The following is a 20,510-nucleotide window of genomic DNA, read 5'->3' on the forward strand; positions in this document are numbered from 1 at the left end:
GGTTAGAAGATCGCGGGAGAGAATAGCACTCATCGAGGCCGAGATAAGATCAACTAGCGATAAATCTGTGATATGTCGTGATTTTGACTGTGGTACTGACCCAGACCACGCGCACCAACCATGCTGCCAGCACGGCCAGCAACGCCACTTCCGCGCCCAGCAGCGCTCGTTCCACCAATCCGATCATGACCCGCTCCCCGGGCAGCGCCACGTACGTGATCGCCAGCACCCCGAGCCCGCCCGCCAGGGCCAGCCACTCGACGACCCTGGCCACCGGCCGCCACACGGGGTCGCGGGCCAGCCTGGGCACCAGGAGCGCCCCCGCCGCCGGCAGGCTGACGAACGCCGCGATCGACACGTACCGGTGAACCTGCGCGGCGAACGTCGGGTCGGCGCCGAACGGTGTGGTCGGGACGGCCGCCGCCACCAGCAGCGCGCCCGACCACACCAGGAGCAGCCTCTCCGGCATCCCCCTCACCGGAGCCCCCACAGACCGCAACCCCGCCAGCAGCGCCAGCGAGCCCAGGGCCACCACCGCCATCGCGACCTCCGTGACGCCCCCGCGGTCGGCCACGGCGTACTCGCTCACGGTCACGTGCAGCGGGTTCAGATCGGAGTCGAGTTGCGCGAACCCGATCCCGGCCACGCCGGACACGATCGCGGCGAGCGCGACGAGCGGGTAGGCCCGGGAACCGGCGGGGAGTCCGCCCGCCGGCCGCCCAGCCACGCCCCCGCGCGGCCGGGGCCCCTCCACGTCGGCATCGGCCTCGGTGGCGGGCAGTTCCTCGGTGACTCCGGTCATGGCAGAGAGTCTTCCGGGAGGACGGCGCCGCGACATCCGGCGTCGTCCCTTACCTCACCCTGACCGATCCCTGAGTTGCCGGGCCGCGCTGTCGAGGAGCATGTCCAGGGCCGCCGGGTAGCCGCTGTCGTTCATCCTGGCCACCAGGAGGGGCGCCGTGGCGGCGATGTGGGGGTGGGTCTCGGCCGGGAGGCGGGCGTAGGTCTCGCGCCAGACCTCCTGGTCGGCCTGCCGTGCCGCCTCGGGCAGCGCCAGCGAGGCGGCGTCGAGCACGGCGAAGGCCAGGCTCTGGTCGATGAAGGCGTGATAGACCCGCACGGCGTCGGGGTCGGGGAAGCCCTCGGTGCGCAGGATGCCGAGGATCGTCTCGTCCACCGCCACCTCGTGCGGGCGGCCCGCCACCCGGCTCGCGGTGAGCACGGCCGCCTGCGGGTGCGACAGGTAGGCCCGGTAGATGCTCAGCCCCAGCGCCCGCAGGTCGGCCCGCCAGTCGCCGGTCGCGCGCCAGCTCTCCAGCGCCGCGGCGAACAGCGCGTCGGCGATGGCCAGGGTCAGGTCGTCCATGCCGCGGAAGTAGCGGTAGATCGTGCTGGCGTCGGCGCCCAGCGCCAGCCCCAGCCGCCTGGCCGTCAGGCCCGCCGCGCCGTGCTCCCTGAGCATGCGCAGGGCGGTGGCGATGATCAGCTCGTGGCTGAGCACCCGGCCCTGCCGGGTGGGCCGGCGCCGCCGTCGTGCCGCCTCGGGCACTACGCGCTTCGGCATACCTCTCCTTATGCCAACACCATTGACGTTGATGAGCGTACTCGTCTTTGCTTGAAGGGCACCCCCCGCAACCAGGAGAGATCATGCGTATTCTTCTTGTGGGCGCCGGCGGTGTGGGCACCGCCATCACCCGCATCGCCACCCGCCGCGAGTTCTTCGACCATATGGTGGTCGCCGACTACGACATTTCCCGGGCTCAGGCGGCCGTCGCCGCGCTCGGTCCCGGCGAGACCCGCTTCACCGCGGCCTCGGTCGACGCCTCCGACACCTCGGCGGTCGCCGGCCTGCTTCTCGGCCACCGGTGCGACGTCCTGCTCAACGCCACCGACCCCCGCTTCGTGATGCCGCTGTTCGAGGCGGCGCTCGCGGGCGGGGCGCACTATCTCGACATGGCGATGTCCATGTCCAGGCCGCACCCCGAGCACCCGTACGAGCAGGTCGGGGTGAAGCTCGGCGACGAGCAGTTCGCCCGCGACGGCGACTGGCGGCGGGCCGGCCGGCTGGCGCTGGTCGGCATGGGCGTCGAGCCGGGGCTGTCCGACGTGTTCGCCCGCTACGCCGCCGACGAGCTGTTCGACGAGATCGAGGAGATCGGCGTACGCGACGGCGGCAACCTCACCGTCGACGGCTACGAGTTCGCCCCGTCGTTCTCCATCTGGACCACGATCGAGGAGTGCCTCAACCCGCCGCTCGTCTACGAGCGCGACCGGGGGTGGTTCACCACCGAGCCGTTCAGCGAGCCGGAGGTGTTCGACTTCCCCGAGGGCATCGGCCCGATCGAGTGCGTGAACGTCGAGCACGAGGAGGTGCTGCTGGTCCCCCGCTGGGTGGACGCCGGGCGGGTCACCTTCAAGTACGGGCTCGGCGAGGACTTCATCTCCAGGCTCAAGACCCTGCACGAGCTGGGCCTGGACGGCACCCGGCCGGTCACCGTGCGGACCGACCGCGGCCCCGCCCGGGTCTCGCCGCGCGACGTGGTGGCCGCCGTGCTGCCCGACCCGGCCGAGCTGGGCGACCGCATGCACGGCAAGACCTGCGCCGGCACCTGGGTGAAGGGCGTCAAGGACGGCCGGCCGCGCGAGGTGTACCTCTACCACGTGGTCGACAATCAGTGGTCGATGCGCGAGTACGGCTCGCAGGCCGTGGTCTGGCAGACCGCCGTCAACCCGGTCGCCGCGCTGGAACTGGTCGCCGGCGGCACGTGGCGGGGCGAGGGCGTGCTCGGCCCCGAGGCGTTCCCGCCGCGCCCGTTCCTGGACCTGCTGGAGGAGTACGGGTCGCCGTGGGGCCTGCGCGAGCAGGAGCCCGCCGGAGTGGGGTCAGAGGCCTGACGGGTCGCGGCCCACGCTGATCTCCTCGGCGATGCGCCGGATGTCGGCGCCGGTGAAGCCGGGGGCCTGGGGCAACTGCCGCAACAGCGCGTCGATCACCACGGGCACCGGCTGGCCGGCGAACCGGCCCGCGATGCCGTGAACCGTGCGGAACAGCGCCTCTTCGTCGTGCATCCCCGTCTCCTCATACGACTACCCGGGACACGGTACGACGGGGCGCCGACAGTTTCCGGCTATCGCTTCAGCGTGTCCCGTACCGTGGCGCAGATCTCATGCAGGCTGCCGGCCTGCTCGGGCGTGAGCACGTCGAACAGGACGCGGCGCACCTCCTCGACGTGACCGGGCGCGGCGGACTCCAGCGCCGCGAAGCCCGCGTCGGTGAGCACGGCGACGTTGCCGCGCCGGTCCTCGGGGCAGCGGTCGCGGCGGACCCAGCCGCGCTCCTCCAGCCGGGCCACCGCGTGCGAGAGCCGGCTCTGCGAGCTCTGCGCCTTCGCGGCCAGCTCGCTCATCCGCAGCGCGCGCCCCGGCGCCTCCGACAGCGCCACCAGGATCATGTAGTACGCGTGCGGCATCCCGGCGTCGCGCTGCAACTGCCGGTCGAGCGCCTCATGCACGAGCTGGGTCGCCGCCATGAAGCTCCGCCAGGTGCGCTGCTCTTCGTCGTCCAGCCATCGGGTCACATCTGACAATTTACTTGAACTCTCATATACTTGGGAACGAATCCGGCCAAAGGAGATCATCATGCCCGTCCAGCGGCTCAATCATGCGGTCCTCTACGTTCGGGACGTCGAGCGCAGCGTCGCCTTCTACCGCGAGGCCCTCGGCTTCGAGCCGGTCATGGAGATGCCCGGCGCCGCGTTCCTCCAGGCGGCCGGCTCGTCCAACGACCACGACCTGGGGCTGTTCCAGATCGGCGCGCAGGCCGGGCCGTCGCCCGCCGGGCGCACCGCCGTCGGGCTCTACCACCTGGCGTGGGAGGTCGACACGCTCGACGAGCTGGAGCGCGTCGCCGCCAAGCTGAGCGAGCTCGGCGCGCTGGTGGGCGCCTCCGACCACGCCACCACCAAGGCGCTCTACGCGCACGACCCTGACGGGCTGGAGTTCGAGGTGTCCTGGCTGGTGCCGGCCGACATGATCGACGACGAGCTGCTCTCCGCCAGGACCCGCGTCCTGCCGCTCGACCTGGCCGCCGCCAAGGAACGGTTCGGCGCACACACGCGCGGCGGCGTCGGAGTGTCGATCCCGGTCTGACGTGATCGGGCGGGTACGGGTTACCGTGGTGTTAATCCGATTCCCCTCCTGGAGAACGTCATGCCGAGGGATCCAGACCACGTGCTCGACGCCATCGACGGCGTCGTCGACGAGTGGGAGACGCTGAGCGCCGACGCCATGCGCTGGGCGCCGCCCGAGGACAAGAGCGACGACCTGCTGCGCGAGGTGAGCGAGATCTTCGGGCCGCTGGCCAACGCGCTCACCCAGGCGTTCCGCCCGCTGGGCGACGCGGTGAACCGCGTCCTGGACGACCTGCTCCCCGACGACGAGGGGCCCGCCTACGACCAGGACGACGACGAACGCTAGCCCGTCCGGCGCCGGCGGGTCCGGCGCGGGTAGGCCTTGGCGGTCTCGGCCAGTCTCGCGGCGTGCTCGGCCTGCTTGCGCCAGTGGCCGTAGGCGTCGCCGCGCTGAGCCAGCCGGTCGAGCTCACGCACCGTGGCCAGGGGGATGAACGCGGGCTCGGCGTCGCGCCACGGAGTGCCCGGCAGCGGCATGAAGGTGTGGGTGTGGATGCGCGCCCCCAGGTCGGCCAGATCGGCGGCAAGCCTGAGCGAGGCCTCCTGGTCGTCCTCCTGCTCGCCCGGCATGCCGAAGATGAAGTCGACGTTCGGCCGGAAGCCGTGCTCCACCGCGATCCGCACCGCGTCGCGTACGGGTGAGGTGTCGTGGCCGCGCCCCGAGGCCGCGAGCACGCGGTCGGAGCCCGACTGAGCGCCGATGATCAGGTTGTCGTTGGCGACGTAGCGCTTGAGCAGCCGCATGGCCTCGGGCGTCACGTGCTCGGGCCGCACCTCGGAGGGGAAGCTGCCGAAGAACACCCGGCCGTGCGGCGGCAGCTCCTCCTTGACCCCGGCCAGCAGCTCCTCCACGGCGTCCAGGTCGGGGCCCGGCCCCGGCGACCCGTACGAGAGCGAGGTCGGCGTGATGAACCGGACGTCGCGCAGCCCGTGCCCGGCCATCTCCCGCACGTGTTCGCGCACGCTCGCCACCGATCGGTGGCGGAACTGGCCGCCGAACATGAAGGGCGTCTGGCAGAAGCGACAGGTGTAACGGCACCCTCTGGTGATCTCGATCGGCCCGAACCGCCCGCGCCGGGCCGGGAAGGACGGGAACGCGTCCAGCGGGAGCTGCGGCGCCGGGCGGGTGCGCAGCGCGACCCCGTCGGCGTCCCTGAGCGCGAGCCCGGGGACGCCCGTGAGCGGGTCGCCGCCGCGCAACGCCTCGACGAGCGCGACGATCGTCGACTCGCCCTCGCCGACGCCGGCCAGGTCCCATCCGGCGTCGATGACCTGCTGCGGCTCGGCGGTGGCGTGCACGCCGCCCGCGATGTGCAGGACGCCGTCCCGATCTGCCAGCGCCCGCACCGCCGCCAACTCGGCGGCCATCGCGTCGGCGTCGGGCGAGTAGAACGACCACAGGACCAGCACCCGGTCGGCCCGGCTGGCGGCGATCTGCGCCGCCGTCTCCTCGACGGTGGTGCCGAGGCGCAGCCCGTGCTCGACCCCCGCGGTCTCCAGCGCGGCGAGCAGGGCGTGCACGCCGTAGGTCACGGCCTTGCGATATCGGACCACCACGTCAACAGCGAGCGCCACGCCGTGCAGCGTAGCCGACGACCACCCGGATGTGCGGCGCGCGCCGTTCACCCGGGATCGTCATGGGGTCCTTGCCGACAGCCACCCAGGTGTGCGGCGCGCCCGTTCACCCGGGATCATCGCGGGGTCCTTGCCGACAGCCACCCAGGTGTGCGGCGCGCCCGTTCACCCGGGATCATCGCGGGGTCCTTGCCGACGGCCACCCGGTGTGCGGCGCGCCGTTCACCGGCCCTTATCGGGCGAACCGCTCGACCGCCGCCTTCAGGGCGTCGCGCATGCCCGGCTGACCGCCGCTGTGGCCCGCCTCCTCGACGATCACCAGCTCGCAGCCCGGCCACGCTCTCGACAGCTCCCACGCCGTCCGCAGCGGGCTGCTCAGGTCGATCCGGCCGTGTACCAGGACGCCGGGCACGTCGCCCAGCTTCTCCACCCCGGCCAGGATCTCGCCGTCCTCCAGCCAGGCGTGGTTGCTCCAGTAGTGGGTGACCAGCCGCGCGAACCGCATCCTGAACCGGGGGTCGGTGTAGCGCGGGTCGGGCTCCTGGTCGGCGCGCACCCGTACGTGGGAGTCCTCCCAGTCGCACCAGTCGCGGGCCGCCTTCTCCCGGACGGCCGGGTCGGGGTCGGCGAGCAGCCGGGCGTAGGCGTCGACGAGCCGCCCGCCACCCGGGGCGCCGTCGCGGAACCGCTCCCACTCGCGGGGGAAGTAGTGGCCGACGCCCTCGGTGATCCACTCCACCTCCCACCGGGTGGTGGTGGCGACGCCGGACATGACGATCTCGGTGACCCTGTCGGGGTGGCGGATCGCGTAGGCCAGGCCGAGCGTCGTCCCCCACGAGCCGCCGAACAGCATCCACCGGTCGATGCCCAGGTGCTCGCGGAGCAGCTCCATGTCGGCGATCAGGTGGAGGGTGGTGTTCACGGACAGGTCCGTGTCGTGGTCGGCCGCGTCAGGCGTGCTCCTTCCACAGCCGCGCTGGTCGAACAGCACGACCCGGTACTTCTCCAGGTCGAAGAACCGCAGCCACCCGGGACTCGCCCCCGACCCCGGACCGCCATGGACCACCACGGCGGGTTTCCCACCGGGCGCGCCGTGGACCTCCCAATGCACGTGGTTGCCGTCGCCTACGTCAAGCATGCCGCTCTCATTGATCATGACCCCATCCTCACCCCTTCTGAACGGAAACCGCCTCACACGCGGGGTCCAGGGGCGGGAGCCCGATCGCGCCGTCCCCTTTCCTGTTTGACGGAAACCGCCTCACACCAGGTCCGGAGGCGAACCGTCCGCCCCCTTCTGAACGGAAACCGCCTCACACACGGGGTCCGGGGGCGGGAGCCCCATCGCGCCGTCCCCTTCCTGTTCGACGGAAACCGCCTCACACACGGGGTCCGGGGGCGGGAGCCCCTGGCAAGGGGGTGTGGGGGAGCTTGGCTCCCCCACAGAGCGCGGCCCGAGTCGGGTTCGCGCGCAGCGCGCTGCCTTGCGAGGACCTTGCTGTCGGCGTGGGCATGGAAAACCGCCTGATCTTGTCGGTGGCGGCTGCCATAGTGAGGGAGTGTTCCACACCTCCTCCCTCGTCCCCTGCCATGTCCGTCACCTGCCCGGCGGCGCCATCGAGCTGATGCCGATCGTGCTGCCGATGACCCTCACGGCCGCCCAGCGCCGCAGCCTGGCCGCCGTCCTCCTGGAGGGTCTCAACGACGACACCGCCCCCGCCGGCGCGGACCTCTGCCTGGCCTAGCCCAGCCTGGCCCGGTAGACCTGCCGCGCGCGGTCGTAGAGCGCCACGTGGTCGTCGTACTGGTCCTTGGTCGCGAAGACCCCCGACTCCCGCAGCACCTCCTCCAGCCGGTCCAGCCAGTCCAGGCACCACCGCACGTCCTCGGGCCGCGCCACACGCGTGCCCGCCACGTTCAGGTAGACCGGGCTCGTGTGCGCGTACGCGCCGCTTCCGTGGAAGGCCCGCGGGTGCGGCCCTCCGGTGGCGACCGCGACCACGTACGTGGGCTCGCCCGCGGTCAGCGTGGCCGTGAGGCGGCCGGGCGGCCCCTGGGCCACCACCCCGTCGGCGGTGCGGATCTCCAGGGTCTCGACCTCGGGCCCGACCGAGGTGACGGTGATCTCGACGTGCTCCCCTGGCGCCAGGTCCAGCGTGTCGCCGGGGCCGTGGCCGTTCACGGTGAGGTCGAGCCACGGGCCGGTGGTGGCGAACGTGCGGCCCATGAGGATCGCCTCGGCGAACGACTCGGCGGTGAGCGGGCCGTCCACCCGCGCGTACACCCGCTCCCACCCGGGCGGGCCCGACGAGGTGCCGCGGTGGCAGAACGACAGCACCGCGTCGGTGCCGGCGGTCACCGTCAGCCGGTTGCCGGCCCCGATCAGGCGCCGGTAGACGGCGGCCGTGGCGCTGATCGACGAGTGGTTGAGCACGTCCAGCGTGTCGATCAGGCCGAGCGCCGCGTCGGCGACGATCTCCCTGGCCGAGCAGTTGCGCCCGCGCCGCACCGCTGCCTCCGGCGGGTCGGTGTCGGAGACCGGCAAGTGGAACGGGTGCCCGTAGCCGAGCACCGCGCCCATCTCGTGCAGTTCCTCGCAGGCGACCGCGTTCGGGGGCCAGTCGGCGTCGCCGGAGAAGCCCGTGTGGAAGCGTTCGGGCAGCCCGCGCAGCCCGAAGGCGCCGACGTGGCCGACCAGGTCGTTGCGGTACTCCACGCCGATCCTGGCCAGGTGGCGCCCGTCGGACCACGGCAGGTCGCGGCCCAGCCAATGTTCGAGCGCCTCCCGGTCGTAGACCCGCGCGCTCGCCACGTTCCCGGCCACCAGGTTGAGCACGTGCAGGTCCTCGCCGTGCTGGGCGGCCGCGGCCAGCTCGGGTGCGGCCGGTTCCTCGCCCATCCAGTTGAGGTGGACGTGCATGTCGCCGCCGTACCAGCCGTGCGCCGCCGCGTCGTACAGCCGCTCGGGGGTCAGCTCGACCAGCGTCTCCCCGCCCGCGGCCGGGGTCAGCGCGACCTCGGACTCGGCGTACTCCATGCCCCTGGTGACCGTCACCGTGATCGGCTCGGCGGGCACCGCCACCACCAGGTCGTCGCCATGGAAGTACGCTCTGCCGTGCCCGTCGACCTTGGGCGGGGCGCCTTCGGGATACCAGCCCTGCCCGCCGGCCGACGTCACGCTCCACCGGCACGGGAACCCGGCGCGCAGCCGCACCGCCGCCGCCTCCGCCCGCCTGGTCAGCGGCGCCAGATCGACCGGCGCCCCGTCGGCGACGACCTCCCGCCGCACGCCGACGATCTTCGCTCCGCGTGGCGGGATCTCGTACGCGTCGCCGTCCACGATCACCGTGACCGGCTCGTCCCGGCTCGAGTCCAGCAGCAACCACGTACGGCCTGGCTCGTCGCCGAGCACCACCCGCGCGCGGGCCTCCAGCGTGACCGCGCCGGGCCGCAGCCGCAGCGCGGGCAGTGAGGTGAGCACTCCGCCGCCGAGCGCGTCGCGGACCACCCGGTCGACGTCCACCTCGCCCATCCGGTCGTCGATCTCGTCCTCGGACGCCCCGGGCAGGCGCTCGGCGAGCTGCCGCATCCCGGTGGCCCAGTAGTCGTGGCTCCGGTCGAGGAAGACGGTGGCCCACGCCTGGACCACGTACGACAGCGGCTCCTCGCCCCAGCACACGCCGTGCTGATCGCGGAGGTCCCGGTAATCGGTCAGCGCGCGGGCGACAGTCTCGGGAAGCAGCGGATCGTCACACATCGGACACTCCTCGAAGTCACCGACATCGTGTCACGAAACGCTGGACCCGTCAGGTACTTACCACCCACCGCCCGACTGCACGGCCGAGACGACCACGGCGAGCCCACTCATCCCGACCATCCCGATGATGACCATAAGGGCGACGATGCGACGGTTCACATGGCGGATGCTACCCGGCGTCCAGGGAGAAGACGGCCAGGCCAGGAGGTGGTGTGCCGGAAATAATGGGACCCGGGCACCGGTTACCTTTTGGTACCCGCTCAAGGAAAGGTACGTCCCATGCCCCTGCCTCTCTCCATTCTCGATCTCGCGTACATCGGCAAGGGAGAGACCGCCGCCGACAGTTTCGCTGCCAGCGTGGAGCTGGCGCGGCGTGCCGAGCAGTGGGGATACCGGCGCATCTGGTATGCCGAGCACCACAACATGCCCTCGATCGCGTCCTCGGCCACCAGCGTGCTGATCGCGCACGTGGCCGCGCGGACGAGCACCATCCGTCTCGGCGCCGGCGGCGTCATGCTGCCCAACCACTCCCCGCTGACCATCGCCGAGCAGTACGGCACGCTCGCCACGCTGCACCCCGGCCGGATCGACCTGGGCCTCGGGCGGGCGCCCGGCAGCGACCAGAAGACCATGCGGGCGCTGCGCCGCACGCCCTCCTCGGCGGACAGCTTCCCGCAGGACGTGCTGGAGCTGCAGGGCTACCTGACCGGCGACTCCCGCATCCCGGGCGTGGACGCGACACCGGGCAAGGGCACCGATGTGCCGCTGTACATCCTCGGGTCCTCGCTGTTCGGCGCGCAGCTCGCGGCCATGCTCGGGCTGCCGTACGCGTTCGCCTCGCACTTCGCGCCCGCCGCACTGGAGGAGGCGGTCGCGCTCTACCGGCGCGAGTTCAAGCCGTCCGCGCAGCTCGCCGAGCCGTACGTGATCGCCGGCGTGAACGTGATCACCGCCGACACCAGGGAGAAGGCGGAGGAGCAGTTCCTGGCCGCCAAGCGCAACCGGGTGAGCCTCCTGCTGGGCCGCGAGCGCGAGTTCACCGCCGAAGAGGCGGACATGATCCTGGAGTCGCCCGCCGGGCAGCAGATCCTCCAGATGACCAAGTACTCGGCCGTCGGCACGCCCGGCGAGGTCAAGGAGTATCTGGGCCGGTTCGCCGAGCATGTCGGGGCCGACGAGCTCATCACGGTGTCGGCGGCCCCCGACCGGGAGGCCTGGCTACGCTCCTTCGAGCTTCTCGCCGAGGTCCAGGGCCTCGTCCCCGCCTGACCGCTCCAGGATCACCAGCGGGATGTCCCGGTCCGTTCTGGACTGGTACGTGTCGTACGTCGGGAACACGGTGGCCATGCCCGGCCACAGCTCCTTCTTCTCCTGCTCGGTGGCGGTGCGGGCGCGGGCGGCGAACCTGTCGGCCCGCACCTGCACGGTGACGTCCGGATCAGCGATCAGGTTGAGATACCAGGCGGGGTGCTGCGCGGAGCCGCCGTTGGAGGCGACGAGCAGGTAGCGGTCGCCGTCCTGCCCGTAGATCAGCGCCGTGCGGCGCAGTTGCCCCGACTTCCTGCCCCGGGTCGTGAGCAGCAGCGTGGGCAGCCCCTGGAACAGGTGCCCGCTCTCTCCGTCCGTCTCCACGTAGCGGCGGATGTGCTCGGCCACCCAGCCCGTCGGGCTGTCGATTACCTCGTCCATGCGATCAAGTGTGGAACTTCGACCGGGGTTGAGGTCAAGTCGCCCAGCCCATGACATTCGTCAGGTCTGCGCCCGGAGTCCCCCGGTTAGGGTGATCGGCATGAAGGGCCGGCTCTGGACCTCCGTCTACCTCGCCGTCCTGGTATGGCCGCTCCCCGGCTTCCTGTCCCGCTCGCCGTCCGCCGCCGAGGTGGCGCTCGTGGCAGCGGGGCTGGTCTGCTTCGCCGCGCTCTACCTCCGGGTCGTGTGGACGGCCCTGGACCGCCCGCACGGGAACGCGACCCCGTACACGCTCGTCCTCCTGTACGCGGCCGCGGCCGGACTGGCGCCGGCGCTGGGCGAGCTGTGGGTGTTCGCCGCCTCCTTCTTCCTGATCACGGCGCTGGCCGCAGCCCTGCCCGAGCGGGCCATGCCGGCCGGGGCCGCGCTGACCGTCGGAGGCGTCGCGCTGGCGCTGCCGCTGCTGGGCGCGCCGCTCGCGGACAGCTGGTGGATCCCGCTGCAGGCGGCGGTGTTCGCCGGGGCGATGCGCGCCTTCCTCGCGCTGACCGCCGCGAACCGTGCCCTGTCCCGGGCGAACGCCGAGGTGGAGCGGCTGGCCGTGGACAACGAGCGGCTGCGCTTCGCCCGCGACATGCACGACATCCTCGGCCACAGCCTGGCGGTGATGACGTTGAAGAGCCAGCTCGCGGGCAGACTGCTGACGGCCGACCCCGCACGGGCGGCGGCGGAGATCGGCGACGTGGAGGAGCTGTCCCGGCAGGCGCTTTCTGACGTGCGCGACGCGATCGCCGGCTACCGCGAGCTGTCGCTGCCGGAGGAGCTGGACGGGGCCCGGCGGGCGCTCGCCGCCGCCGGCGTGCGCGCCGAGGTGTCGGCCGTGCCGGTCCCCGCCGAGGTGGAGCCGGTGCTGGCCTGGGTGGTGCGGGAGGGCGCGACGAACGTGGTCCGGCACAGCCGCGCCCGCCGGTGCCGCATCGGGCTGGGGACCGCCGGCGGCGAGGCGTACGTCGAGGTCACCGACGACGGCCGCGGCTCCGCCCCTGGCGACGGCGGCACCGGGCTGCGCGGGCTCGCCGAACGGGTCGAGCTCGCGGGCGGCACCCTGCACGGCGGACCGGCCGAGCACGGCGGCTTCCGCCTGCACGCCCGTGTCCCTCTGCCGGCCCGCCCGCCCCGGGAAGACGCCGTTCCCCGGGCCCGGCCGCCTGCGAAAGGAAGCTCATGATCCGCGTCCTGCTCGCCGACGACCAGCATCTCGTACGGGAGGCGCTGGCGGCCTTGCTCGGCCTGGAGCCCGGCATCGAGGTCGCCGGCCAGGTGGGCCGCGGGGACGAGGTGGGTGCCGCGGTCGCCGCGACGCGGCCCGACGTCGTCCTGCTCGACATCGAGATGCCCGGCGGCGACGGCCTCACCGTCGCGGCCGGGCTCACCGGCGTACGGGTGATCATCCTGACGACGTTCGGGCGGCCCGGTTACCTGCGGCGCGCCATGGACGCCGGCGTCGCCGGTTATGTGGTCAAGGACGCCAGGGCCGGGGAGCTGGCCGACGCGATCCGCCGGGTGCACGCCGGTGAGCGGGTGTTCGACAGGAAGCTGGCCGCCGCCAGCCTCTCCGAAGGCGCCAACCCCCTCACCGGCCGCGAACGCGACGTGCTGCGCGCCGCCACCGAGGGCGGGACGATCGCCGACATCGCCCGCCGTCTGTACCTGTCGGACGGCACCGTACGCAACTACCTGTCGTCGGCCATCGGCAAGCTCGGCGCCCGCAACCGGGCCGAGGCGGCACGCGCCGCGGAGGCCAAGGGCTGGCTCTGACGAACGTCACTACCGGCCGCCCGCCGCTCTCGCGACGCTGGTGACATGGGGAAACGCATCGCGCCCGCGCTCGGGCTCTTCTTCCTGTCGCCGCTCATCGGCGAGTTCCTGCTGGGCAATCTGCCCGTCACCATGCTGGTCGCGCTGATCACCCTGGCCCCGCTGTACGGGGGCGGCGCGCTGCTCGTCCGCGAGCTGGCCAGGCGCCGGGGCGTGGGCTGGCCGGGCATCGTGCTGCTCGCCGTCGCGTACGGCCTGATCGAGGAAGGGCTGGTCACCCGATCCCTGTTCAACCCCGGCTTCGCGGGGATGGACCTGCGGTCGTACGCCTGGATCCCCGGCGTGGAGGTGAGCGCCTGGTGGACGGTGTTCGTGCTGGGCGTTCACGTGGTGGGCAGCATCTGCGTGCCGATCGCCGTCATGGAGTCGCTGGTGCCCGCCCGGGCCTCGGAGCCGTGGCTGCGCAGGCCGGGCCTGGTGGTGGCGGGGGTGCTGCTCGTCCTGGGGGCGGCGGCCTCGGCGGTGTTCGCGACGGATCCGTACGATCCCGGGTTCGGGCGGCTCGCGGGCGTGGCCCTGCTGGCGGGCCTGCTGGTGTTCCTCGCCCTGCGCCGCCGCACCCCCGCCGCGCCGGGCACCATCCGGTCCGGACGGGGGCCCGGGGGCTGGGCGGTGCTCGCGTTCTCGCTGGCGGCCGGGGCCGCGTTCTGGCTGCCCGTGATGAACGTGGACGCGCTCGGCGCCTGGCTGGTCACGGCCATCCACCTCGCTCTGTACGCCACCGTCTGCGTGCTGGTCGTGCGCTGGTCCGGGCAGCCGGGATGGGGGATGTGGCAGCGGTTCGGGCTGGCGGCGGGCGGTGTGCTCACCTACGCCTGGCACGGCTTCCCGCAGCCTCCGGCCGTCCCCACCGATCCGATGGCCGACCTCATCGGGAACCTGGTCTTCGCGGTCGCGGCGGTCGCCCTGCTCGTCACCGCCGCCACGAGAATCCGCTCCCACGCCGCGGGCCGCTACGTCGAGTGGGTGGCGTAGTAGCGGCGGGACTTGTCGCGGCTGCCGCACGTCGTCATGCTGCACCAGCGGCGCCGCCGGTTCCTGCTCGTGTCCAGGAACAGCCACACGCATGACGGGCAGGCGCCGAGCCGGTCCAACGGCCCGTGGGTGAGCAGCTCGACCGCCGATTCGGCGACCTCCCACAGCAGCACGCGCACCGTACGGGGAGCCTCCCACCGCAGCCGGTAGGTGTCGCCGTCCTCGTCGAGCCGGGCGTGGCCGGATCCCTCGGCGTAGGCGGCCATCAGCGCGGCGAGGTCCTCCCGGGGCGGCTGCCCGCCGTGGGCGAGCGCCCAGAACACCCGGAAGACGGCCTCCCGCAGCTCCCGCGCCTCGGGCAGAGCGTCCGCCAGCCCGGCCGGGTCCTCGACGGCCAGGCCGACGGCGCCTGCCCAGGTCAGGGCCTCCTCGGGCGTCGCCAGCCAGTCCCGCTCGGCGACGGGGCGGGCGTTGACGGTGTTGGCGAAGTCCAGACAGAGCGCGTTCCCGACCAGTTCCACTGCGGTCATGCCTCCAGTATCTCACCAATCAATCCCGATTGACAGGTGAGACCGCGCAGTCTTACCGTTCAACCTACTTTGAAAGGTGAGACCTATGCGCATCCTTCCCGCGTCACTCGGCCGGTCGTTCAACGGCCTGTGGTTCGGCACCGGCGCCGCGAACCTCGGTGACGGCATGGCCCTGTTCGCGCTGCCCCTGCTGGCCCTCGCCGTCGGCGCCTCGCCCGGCGGGGTGGCGGCCGTGACGACCGCGCTCACCCTGGCCTGGCCGCTGTTCGGGCTGCACGCGGGCTGGATCGTCGACCGCGTCGACCGGCGCGCCCTCCTCACCGGGGTCAACCTGGCCCGCGCCGCCCTCCTGGCCGGCCTGACCGCCGCCCACCTCGCGGGAGTCCTCTCACTCCCGCTGATCATCGCCGCGGCCGTCCTGCTCGGCGTCGCGGAAACCCTCGTCGACACGGCGCTGACCTCGACCATCCCGCGAGTCGTGCCCCCCACCGCGCGCGGTCGTGCCAACGCCCGCGTCGAAGCCACCATCAACGTCACGAACCAGCTCGCCGGCCCGCCCCTCGCCGGCCTCCTGGCCGCGACCACCCTCGCCCTGGCCACCGGCGCCAGCGCCGTCCTCTACGTCCTGGCGGTCGCGGGCATCCTCGTCATGACGCTCTCCCCCGTACCGGCCGGCGCCGGCACGCCCCACCCCGACCGGCCCCGTGACGGCCTGGTCGCGGGCCTGCGCTACCTCTGGCGCCAGCCCGTGGTGCGCACCCTCACCCTCTACACCGCCGTGATGAACGTCGTGTGGGCCGCCGCCACCGCCCTGCTCGTCGTGTACGCGGTCGCACCCGGCCCGCTCGGGCTCACCACCACCCAGTACGGGCTCCTGCTCACCGCCATGGCGGTCGGCGGCCTGGTCGCGTCGGCCGTGGTGGAGCCACTGCGCCGCCGCTTCGGCGTGACCACCCTGCTCATCGCCGACGCCGCCGGCACCGTGCTCCTGGTCCTGCCCGTCGCCGTGGACGCCCCCGCCTGGGCGGTCGCCGCCGGCGCGGTGGTGGCGGGCGCCGGGTCGAGCATCTGGCGCATCCTCGTGGCCACCATCCGCCAGAACCTCTCCCCGCCCGAGCTGCTGGGCCGGGTGTACGCGGCCTCACGCGTCCTCAGCTGGGGCGTCCTTCCCCCGGGCGCGGCCCTGGCCGGAGTGATAGCGGAGCTGTGGGGGGTGCGCGCGGCGTTCGTCCTCGCCACGGTGCTCGCGCTGGTGGTGATGGCGGCCTTCATCCGCTACGCACTCCGCACCGACCTGTCGGCGGCCGTCGAAGCCCCGGACGAAACCGTCGCGGCTCACTGATGACTGCCGAACACGGGTGCGGCTCGTTAGGCGGCGCCCGGGGTGAGTCACCATATAGTCGGACGCCGATCGAGCGTGATGGGGCCGGATGGAGATCGAGGGGTCGTTCTGGCGGGCGATCGCGGTCTACCGCGTCGCCTCCCTGGTCTACGCCGCGCTGCTGCTGGCGACCGCCGGCGGCTACCAGCGTCCGCTCGCGGGCTGGCTCGTCCTCGGTGTGATGGCGGTCTGGACGGTGGTCACCACCGTCGCGTACTCGACCGTGAGAAGCCGCAGGCTCCTCACGGTGGACGTCCTCGTCACCCTCGGCTGCCTGCTGGCCTCGCCCTACGTCCAGGGATCCCAGGCCGGGCAGGCGGGTCTGATGCCGGTCACGGCGACCTGGGTCGGCGCGCCCGTGCTCGCCTGGGCCGTCTACGGCGGGCGGCGGGCGGGCGCGGTCGCGGCCGTCGTCCTGTCGCTCGCCGACCTGTGGCTGCGCGGGCTGCACGAGTTCAACCTCTCCGTCCCGGTCAACGGAGCCGTCCTGCTCATCCTCGCCGGGGCCGTCGTCGGGCACGTGGCGCGGCTGACCAAGCAGGCGGAAGAGCGTCTTCAGCAGGCCGCCGAGCTGGAGGCGGCCAACCGGGAACGCGAGCGGCTGGCCCGCGGGATCCACGACTCGGTCCTCCAGGTCCTGGCGCTGATGCAGCGCCGCGGGCAGGAGATCGGCGGGGAGGCCGCCGAGCTGGGACGGCTCGCCGGAGAGCAGGAAGCGGCGGTACGGGAGCTGATCCGCAGCGGCCCGGCCCCGGCGGCACAGGACAGCGCGGGCCTGGTCGACGTGGGCGCCCGCTTACGCCGGTTCACCACACCGGCGGTCACCGTCTCGGCGCCGGCCACCCCTGTGCCGCTCCCCGCCCGTCAGGCCGACGAGGTGGTCGCCGCCGTCGGCGCGGCGCTCGACAACGTCAGGCGGCACTGCGGCGAGGACGCCAGGGCCTGGGTCTTCGCCGAGCACGACGGCGACACGGTGACCATCACCGTGCGCGACGAGGGCCCCGGCATCCCCGCCGGACGACTGGAGGAGGCCGAGACGGAGGGCAGGCTCGGCATCGCGCAGTCCATCAAGGGCCGGATCGCCGGCGTCGGCGGCACCGTCGGCTTCACGTCCGTGCCCGGCCAGGGGACCGAGGTCGAATTCGTCATCCCCGTCCACACGTGAACCCGGGTCTACAGTTACGGCATGACCAGCGCACTGCGGGTGATGGTGGTGGACGACCATCCGATGTGGCGGGACGCGGTCGCCCGCGACCTTGAGCACGCCGGATACCAGGTGGTGGCGACCACCGGCGAGGGCCGCCAGGCGCTCCGCGTCGCCGGCGCCGTACGCCCCGAGGTGGTCGTCCTCGACCTGAGGCTGCCCGACCTGCCCGGCGCGGAAGTGGCCAGAGGGCTGGCCGCGTCCGAGCATCCGCCCCGCGTCCTGATGCTGTCGGCGAGCGGCGAGCACGAGGACGTGCTCGAAGCCGTCAAGGCCGGCGCCTCCGGCTACCTGGTCAAGTCGGCGAGCCGGGAGGAGTTCCTCGACGCCGTCAAGCGCACCGCCGAAGGGGAGCCGGTCTTCACCCCCGGCCTGGCCGGCCTGGTGCTCGGCGAGTATCGCCGCCTCGCCACCCAGCGACCTTCCGACGACGGCCCCCGCCTCACCGACCGCGAGACGGAGGTGCTCCGCCTGGTCGCCAAGGGCCTGTCGTACAGGCAGATAGCCGAACGGCTCGTCCTCAGCCACCGGACCGTGCAGAACCACGTACAGAACACCTTGAACAAGCTCCAGCTCCACAACCGCGTCGAACTCGTCCGATACGCGATCGAACGCGGACTCGACGGGGCGTAGACCGGCTCAGAGATTGTCGACCTTGAACGGGTCGTGCTCGGAGAGCAGCTTGTCCAGGCGCGCCTGGTCGACGCGGCTGGCCGTGTTCGCCGCCTCCTGCCGATCGCGCACGCACTTGGCCAGGCCGAACGCCGACGTCACCGTGTAGAGCACGGCGACCGCGAGGAACGCGCGGACCCAGGGGTTGACCGGCAGGAAGACGATGCCGATCCCCACGCTGCCGAGTGCGACCGCGAAGGAGATGACGCATTGCGCGTAGTAAGCGGCGGTCATGGTGGGCTGGACTGGTTTGGTCATGCCACCCAGCGTCCGGCACGGACCGGGCGCCCGCCTGAGTACGCGTACCCAATCCGCCCTGAGTAGCAGGCACTGCCGTGACGATGACGGCCACGTTACGATCGCCTTGGAAGCATTGCCGTAGCGAGGACATATGCCGGTGAGACGATGGACCGCCCTGGCGACCGCCGTACTGATCGCGTCCCTACCGTTCGCCACAAGTCCCGCCGCCGCCCAGGCGGGCGCGCCGGATCCGGCGCGCGCTCTCAAGCGGCAGCTCGTGAACAAGCAGGGCGTCCGGATCTCCGAGACCAGCCGCTACTTCTTCGGCGGGAAGTCGACGGTCTCCGGGAACGGGACCCGGATCAAGGGCCGCCTCCGGCTCGCCCCCTCGGGCCCGGCGGCCGCGGACTACACCTGGTGGGACCTGCCCTCGGCGAAGACGAAGAAGAAGCCGGAGCTCCACCGCGTGATCCGCGTCGGTGCGGACGTGTACGTGGACGCCGGCCAGTATCCCGGGCCGACCCCGGAGGGCAAGGAGTGGATCCGATACCCCTCGAAGCACAGGGGGAGCATGGGCCGGGACATGGATCGGGACGTGAGCCTGCAGCCGATCAGCGTGTACGACCCGTCCACGCTGAAGGCCGTGCTGAAGCGCTCGGCGCGCAAGCCCGTCTCCGGCGGACTCCTCTACTGGGGCGCCATGAGCTACAAGGACCTGCGCACGATCTCCAAGGGCGCCGCCATCAGCTGGACCTCCGGGCGGCCGATCAGCGGGAAGAACAAGGGAAAGATCGCCTGGCGCCTCTGGACCGGCCGTGACGGCCTCCTCAAGCGCCTGACCACCACCGACACCGCAGGGTCGGGGAAGAAGCCGCCGGTCAAGCGGACCGACACGCGTTACACCGGCTGGGGGTCCCGCGTCGTCGTCACCGCCCCGCCCGCCGATGAGGTCATCGACGAGCGTGACCTGCTGGAGTACGTCCGCGAGCAGAACGCGCACATCCCGGAGGACGAAAAGAACTCCTGAAGCGGGCGTGTCACCTGAGCGGGATGGACCGGCCCAGCTCGTCGGCCGGGCGCGAGCCGGAGATGCGCCGTTGCTCCTCGGTGATGGCCACGTCGTTGATGCTGGCCTCCCGCCGCCGCATCAGCCCTTCCGCGTCGAACTCCCAGAGTTCGTTACCGTAGCTGCGCCACCACTGTCCGTCGGCGTCGTGCCATTCGTACTGGAACCGGACCGCGATCCGATCGTCGGTGAAGGCCCAGAGCTCCTTGCGGAGCACGTAGTCGAGCTCCTTCTCCCACTTACGGGTCAGGAAGGCGATGATCTCGTCCCGGCCGGTGATGAACTCGTCGCGGTTGCGCCAGACCGAGTCGGGAGTGTAGGCGAGGGCCACGCGGCGCGGGTCGCGGGTGTTCCAGGCGTTCTCGGCCGCCTGGACCTTGGCCCGGGCGGTCTCGGCCGTGAAAGGCGGGACGGGTGGCGGGGTCATGCGTACTCCTTGGTGATCAATGTGCGGTGGCGGAAGAAGCCTCTTTGCTTCCTTCCGGGTTGAAGCGGGAGTATTCGCCGAAAGCCCAGCGCTGCCCCATACCGCCGGAAATCTGGACCACCCGCTCGACGGAGAAGTCGACGAGCCGCTTGGCGCCGGGGACCGTCGCGGCCCTGTCAGGGTCCCAGTCGACGCGGGCGCGGCCGGTCAGGTGCAGCGTGTCCCCGTTCTCCCAGTCGAGGAACAGCAGCCCGCAGCGGGGTTCGAGTTCGAGGTTGCCCAACGTCATGTACATGGCGTTGCCCGTGTAGTCGGGCCAGGTCAGCCGCCGGTCTCCGGTCACGGTGACGAAGCCGGGGTTGCCGCCCCGATGCGACGCGTCCGCGCCCTGGCCGGGCGCGTAGGTGCCGATGAAGAACGTGTCGGCGCCGGCGATCCACCGCTGCTGCCCGGCGGTCAGCTCACCGCCGGCGACCGCGTCCCCTCGCACCGTCTCGTTGGCGTACGTACGAGTCTGGATGTATTTGGGGCAGTTGGAATACACCTGTGCTGTACGCACCAGCAGCCGGTCACCATCTCTGCCGGCTCGCCCGTTGACGCGCATCCGTTTGCGGCTGCCGGGCTCGATCATGAGTATGCCGATGTCCCGCTCGGCGTCGAACAGGCCCGCGAGCGGATCCCCCGCAGCGGGGAGCCGCCCGACGACGAGCGTGCGGTCGTCGGGCGCGGCGACGAACCCGGGCGGACCGGTGATCACGCCGGTCCAGGCCGCGCCGGCGTCGTCGGCGGCCGCGATCACCACCAGCCGCTGCCGGCCGGCGAAGTCCGCGGCCACCGGCGGGACGGTCGCGCCGACGCGGGCCGACCCCCATCTGTCGCGGGTCAGACCGGCGCGGCGCTGCACCGTGTGTTCGCCTTGGTGGAGCATG

General features: G+C 72.2%; 24 protein-coding genes. 12 read left to right on the top strand and 12 right to left on the bottom strand.

The window, feature by feature from the left end; all coding sequences use genetic code 11:
* Positions 1-49 precede the first annotated feature (49 nt).
* Both ABD999_RS14520 and ABD999_RS14525 read right to left on the bottom strand, forming a co-directional pair.
* Positions 50-802 carry a DUF998 domain-containing protein gene (locus tag ABD999_RS14520; protein ID WP_271276683.1) on the bottom strand — a complete coding sequence of 251 codons (753 nt, stop codon included), beginning with the start codon at positions 800-802 and terminating at the stop codon, positions 50-52.
* A gap of 54 nt (positions 803-856) precedes the next feature.
* Positions 857-1,564 (bottom strand): TetR/AcrR family transcriptional regulator, encoded by a 708-nt coding sequence (locus ABD999_RS14525; RefSeq protein ID WP_271276682.1) that lies wholly within the window; start codon positions 1,562-1,564, stop codon positions 857-859.
* Between the two features lie 83 nt (positions 1,565-1,647).
* Here ABD999_RS14525 and ABD999_RS14530 point away from each other — a divergent pair, with 83 nt between their 5' ends.
* On the top strand, positions 1,648-2,895 hold the full coding sequence (locus ABD999_RS14530) for a saccharopine dehydrogenase family protein (protein ID WP_271276681.1): 1,248 nt from the start codon (positions 1,648-1,650) through the stop codon (positions 2,893-2,895).
* Here the strand turns inward: ABD999_RS14530 and ABD999_RS14535 are convergent.
* Positions 2,884-3,069: a hypothetical protein gene (locus tag ABD999_RS14535; protein ID WP_148036200.1), complete on the bottom strand. Its 186-nt coding sequence runs from the start codon at positions 3,067-3,069 to the stop codon at positions 2,884-2,886. The two genes, ABD999_RS14530 and ABD999_RS14535, sit on opposite strands and share 12 nt — an antisense overlap.
* Positions 3,070-3,128: 59 nt before the next feature.
* Positions 3,129-3,578 (bottom strand): MarR family winged helix-turn-helix transcriptional regulator, encoded by a 450-nt coding sequence (locus tag ABD999_RS14540; RefSeq protein ID WP_271276680.1) that lies wholly within the window; start codon positions 3,576-3,578, stop codon positions 3,129-3,131.
* 61 nt (positions 3,579-3,639) lie between these two features.
* Between ABD999_RS14540 and ABD999_RS14545 the strand changes: the two genes are divergently transcribed.
* Both ABD999_RS14545 and ABD999_RS14550 read left to right on the top strand, forming a co-directional pair.
* Entirely contained in the window at positions 3,640-4,149 is a 510-nt protein-coding gene (locus ABD999_RS14545; protein WP_271276679.1) for a VOC family protein, read from the top strand.
* Between the two features lie 60 nt (positions 4,150-4,209).
* Positions 4,210-4,476 (top strand): hypothetical protein, encoded by a 267-nt coding sequence (locus tag ABD999_RS14550; RefSeq protein ID WP_148036198.1) that lies wholly within the window; start codon positions 4,210-4,212, stop codon positions 4,474-4,476.
* On the opposite strand, the gene ABD999_RS14555 is transcribed toward ABD999_RS14550, so the two are convergent.
* Positions 4,473-5,765, bottom strand: a complete 1,293-nt coding sequence (locus ABD999_RS14555) for a TIGR04013 family B12-binding domain/radical SAM domain-containing protein (protein WP_271276678.1) — start codon at positions 5,763-5,765, stop codon at positions 4,473-4,475. The genes ABD999_RS14550 and ABD999_RS14555 overlap by 4 nt on opposite strands.
* Positions 5,766-5,997: 232 nt before the next feature.
* The gene (gene pip / locus ABD999_RS14560; RefSeq protein ID WP_271276677.1) at positions 5,998-6,921 is read right to left on the bottom strand and encodes a prolyl aminopeptidase; all 924 of its coding nucleotides are present in this window, start codon (positions 6,919-6,921) and stop codon (positions 5,998-6,000) included.
* A gap of 400 nt (positions 6,922-7,321) precedes the next feature.
* Here pip and ABD999_RS14565 point away from each other — a divergent pair, with 400 nt between their 5' ends.
* The gene (locus ABD999_RS14565; RefSeq protein WP_271276676.1) at positions 7,322-7,507 is read left to right on the top strand and encodes a hypothetical protein; all 186 of its coding nucleotides are present in this window, start codon (positions 7,322-7,324) and stop codon (positions 7,505-7,507) included.
* Here ABD999_RS14565 and ABD999_RS14570 read toward each other — a convergent pair.
* Complete coding sequence (locus ABD999_RS14570) at positions 7,504-9,519, bottom strand: CehA/McbA family metallohydrolase (protein WP_271276675.1); 2,016 nt, start codon at positions 9,517-9,519, stop codon at positions 7,504-7,506. The genes ABD999_RS14565 and ABD999_RS14570 overlap by 4 nt on opposite strands.
* Before the next feature lie 279 nt (positions 9,520-9,798).
* On the opposite strand from ABD999_RS14570, the gene ABD999_RS14575 reads away from it, so the two are divergent.
* Positions 9,799-10,788: an LLM class flavin-dependent oxidoreductase gene (locus ABD999_RS14575; protein WP_148036195.1), complete on the top strand. Its 990-nt coding sequence runs from the start codon at positions 9,799-9,801 to the stop codon at positions 10,786-10,788.
* Here the strand turns inward: ABD999_RS14575 and ABD999_RS14580 are convergent.
* The gene (locus tag ABD999_RS14580) at positions 10,738-11,208 is read right to left on the bottom strand and encodes a nitroreductase family deazaflavin-dependent oxidoreductase (protein WP_271276674.1); all 471 of its coding nucleotides are present in this window, start codon (positions 11,206-11,208) and stop codon (positions 10,738-10,740) included. The genes ABD999_RS14575 and ABD999_RS14580 overlap by 51 nt on opposite strands.
* 100 nt (positions 11,209-11,308) lie before the next feature.
* Here ABD999_RS14580 and ABD999_RS14585 point away from each other — a divergent pair, with 100 nt between their 5' ends.
* The 3 genes from ABD999_RS14585 to ABD999_RS14595 are packed head-to-tail and all read left to right on the top strand — an operon-like array spanning position 11,309 to position 14,061.
* The gene (locus ABD999_RS14585) at positions 11,309-12,436 is read left to right on the top strand and encodes a sensor histidine kinase (RefSeq protein WP_271276673.1); all 1,128 of its coding nucleotides are present in this window, start codon (positions 11,309-11,311) and stop codon (positions 12,434-12,436) included.
* Positions 12,433-13,026, top strand: coding sequence for a response regulator transcription factor (locus tag ABD999_RS14590; protein WP_271276672.1), 594 nt, complete (start codon positions 12,433-12,435; stop codon positions 13,024-13,026). Before ABD999_RS14585 ends, ABD999_RS14590 begins: the two co-directional genes overlap by 4 nt.
* A gap of 45 nt (positions 13,027-13,071) precedes the next feature.
* Positions 13,072-14,061 (top strand): hypothetical protein, encoded by a 990-nt coding sequence (locus ABD999_RS14595; protein ID WP_271276671.1) that lies wholly within the window; start codon positions 13,072-13,074, stop codon positions 14,059-14,061.
* On the opposite strand, the gene ABD999_RS14600 is transcribed toward ABD999_RS14595, so the two are convergent.
* Complete coding sequence (locus ABD999_RS14600; RefSeq protein WP_271276670.1) at positions 14,040-14,591, bottom strand: CGNR zinc finger domain-containing protein; 552 nt, start codon at positions 14,589-14,591, stop codon at positions 14,040-14,042. The two genes, ABD999_RS14595 and ABD999_RS14600, sit on opposite strands and share 22 nt — an antisense overlap.
* An 85-nt stretch (positions 14,592-14,676) precedes the next feature.
* On the opposite strand from ABD999_RS14600, the gene ABD999_RS14605 reads away from it, so the two are divergent.
* The 3 genes from ABD999_RS14605 to ABD999_RS14615 all read left to right on the top strand — a co-directional run bounded on the left by ABD999_RS14605 (position 14,677) and on the right by ABD999_RS14615 (position 17,809).
* Positions 14,677-15,933 (top strand): MFS transporter, encoded by a 1,257-nt coding sequence (locus tag ABD999_RS14605; protein ID WP_271276669.1) that lies wholly within the window; start codon positions 14,677-14,679, stop codon positions 15,931-15,933.
* Positions 15,934-16,021: 88 nt separating this feature from the next.
* On the top strand, positions 16,022-17,137 hold the full coding sequence (macS, locus tag ABD999_RS14610; RefSeq protein ID WP_271276668.1) for a MacS family sensor histidine kinase: 1,116 nt from the start codon (positions 16,022-16,024) through the stop codon (positions 17,135-17,137).
* A 21-nt stretch (positions 17,138-17,158) separates the two neighbouring features.
* The gene (locus tag ABD999_RS14615; protein ID WP_271276667.1) at positions 17,159-17,809 is read left to right on the top strand and encodes a response regulator; all 651 of its coding nucleotides are present in this window, start codon (positions 17,159-17,161) and stop codon (positions 17,807-17,809) included.
* A gap of 6 nt (positions 17,810-17,815) precedes the next feature.
* On the opposite strand, the gene ABD999_RS14620 is transcribed toward ABD999_RS14615, so the two are convergent.
* Positions 17,816-18,106 (bottom strand): YiaA/YiaB family inner membrane protein, encoded by a 291-nt coding sequence (locus tag ABD999_RS14620; protein WP_148036186.1) that lies wholly within the window; start codon positions 18,104-18,106, stop codon positions 17,816-17,818.
* Between the two features lie 133 nt (positions 18,107-18,239).
* Between ABD999_RS14620 and ABD999_RS14625 the strand changes: the two genes are divergently transcribed.
* Entirely contained in the window at positions 18,240-19,115 is an 876-nt protein-coding gene (locus tag ABD999_RS14625; RefSeq protein WP_271276666.1) for a hypothetical protein, read from the top strand.
* 10 nt (positions 19,116-19,125) lie between these two features.
* Here ABD999_RS14625 and ABD999_RS14630 read toward each other — a convergent pair whose 3' ends face one another.
* Complete coding sequence (locus ABD999_RS14630) at positions 19,126-19,581, bottom strand: nuclear transport factor 2 family protein (protein ID WP_219545459.1); 456 nt, start codon at positions 19,579-19,581, stop codon at positions 19,126-19,128.
* A 16-nt stretch (positions 19,582-19,597) separates the two neighbouring features.
* Positions 19,598-20,509: a pyridoxamine 5'-phosphate oxidase family protein gene (locus ABD999_RS14635; RefSeq protein ID WP_271276665.1), complete on the bottom strand. Its 912-nt coding sequence runs from the start codon at positions 20,507-20,509 to the stop codon at positions 19,598-19,600.
* Position 20,510: the final 1 nt, after the last annotated feature.

Source organism: Nonomuraea ferruginea (assembly GCF_039540635.1).
Classification (GTDB): domain Bacteria; phylum Actinomycetota; class Actinomycetes; order Streptosporangiales; family Streptosporangiaceae; genus Nonomuraea; species Nonomuraea ferruginea.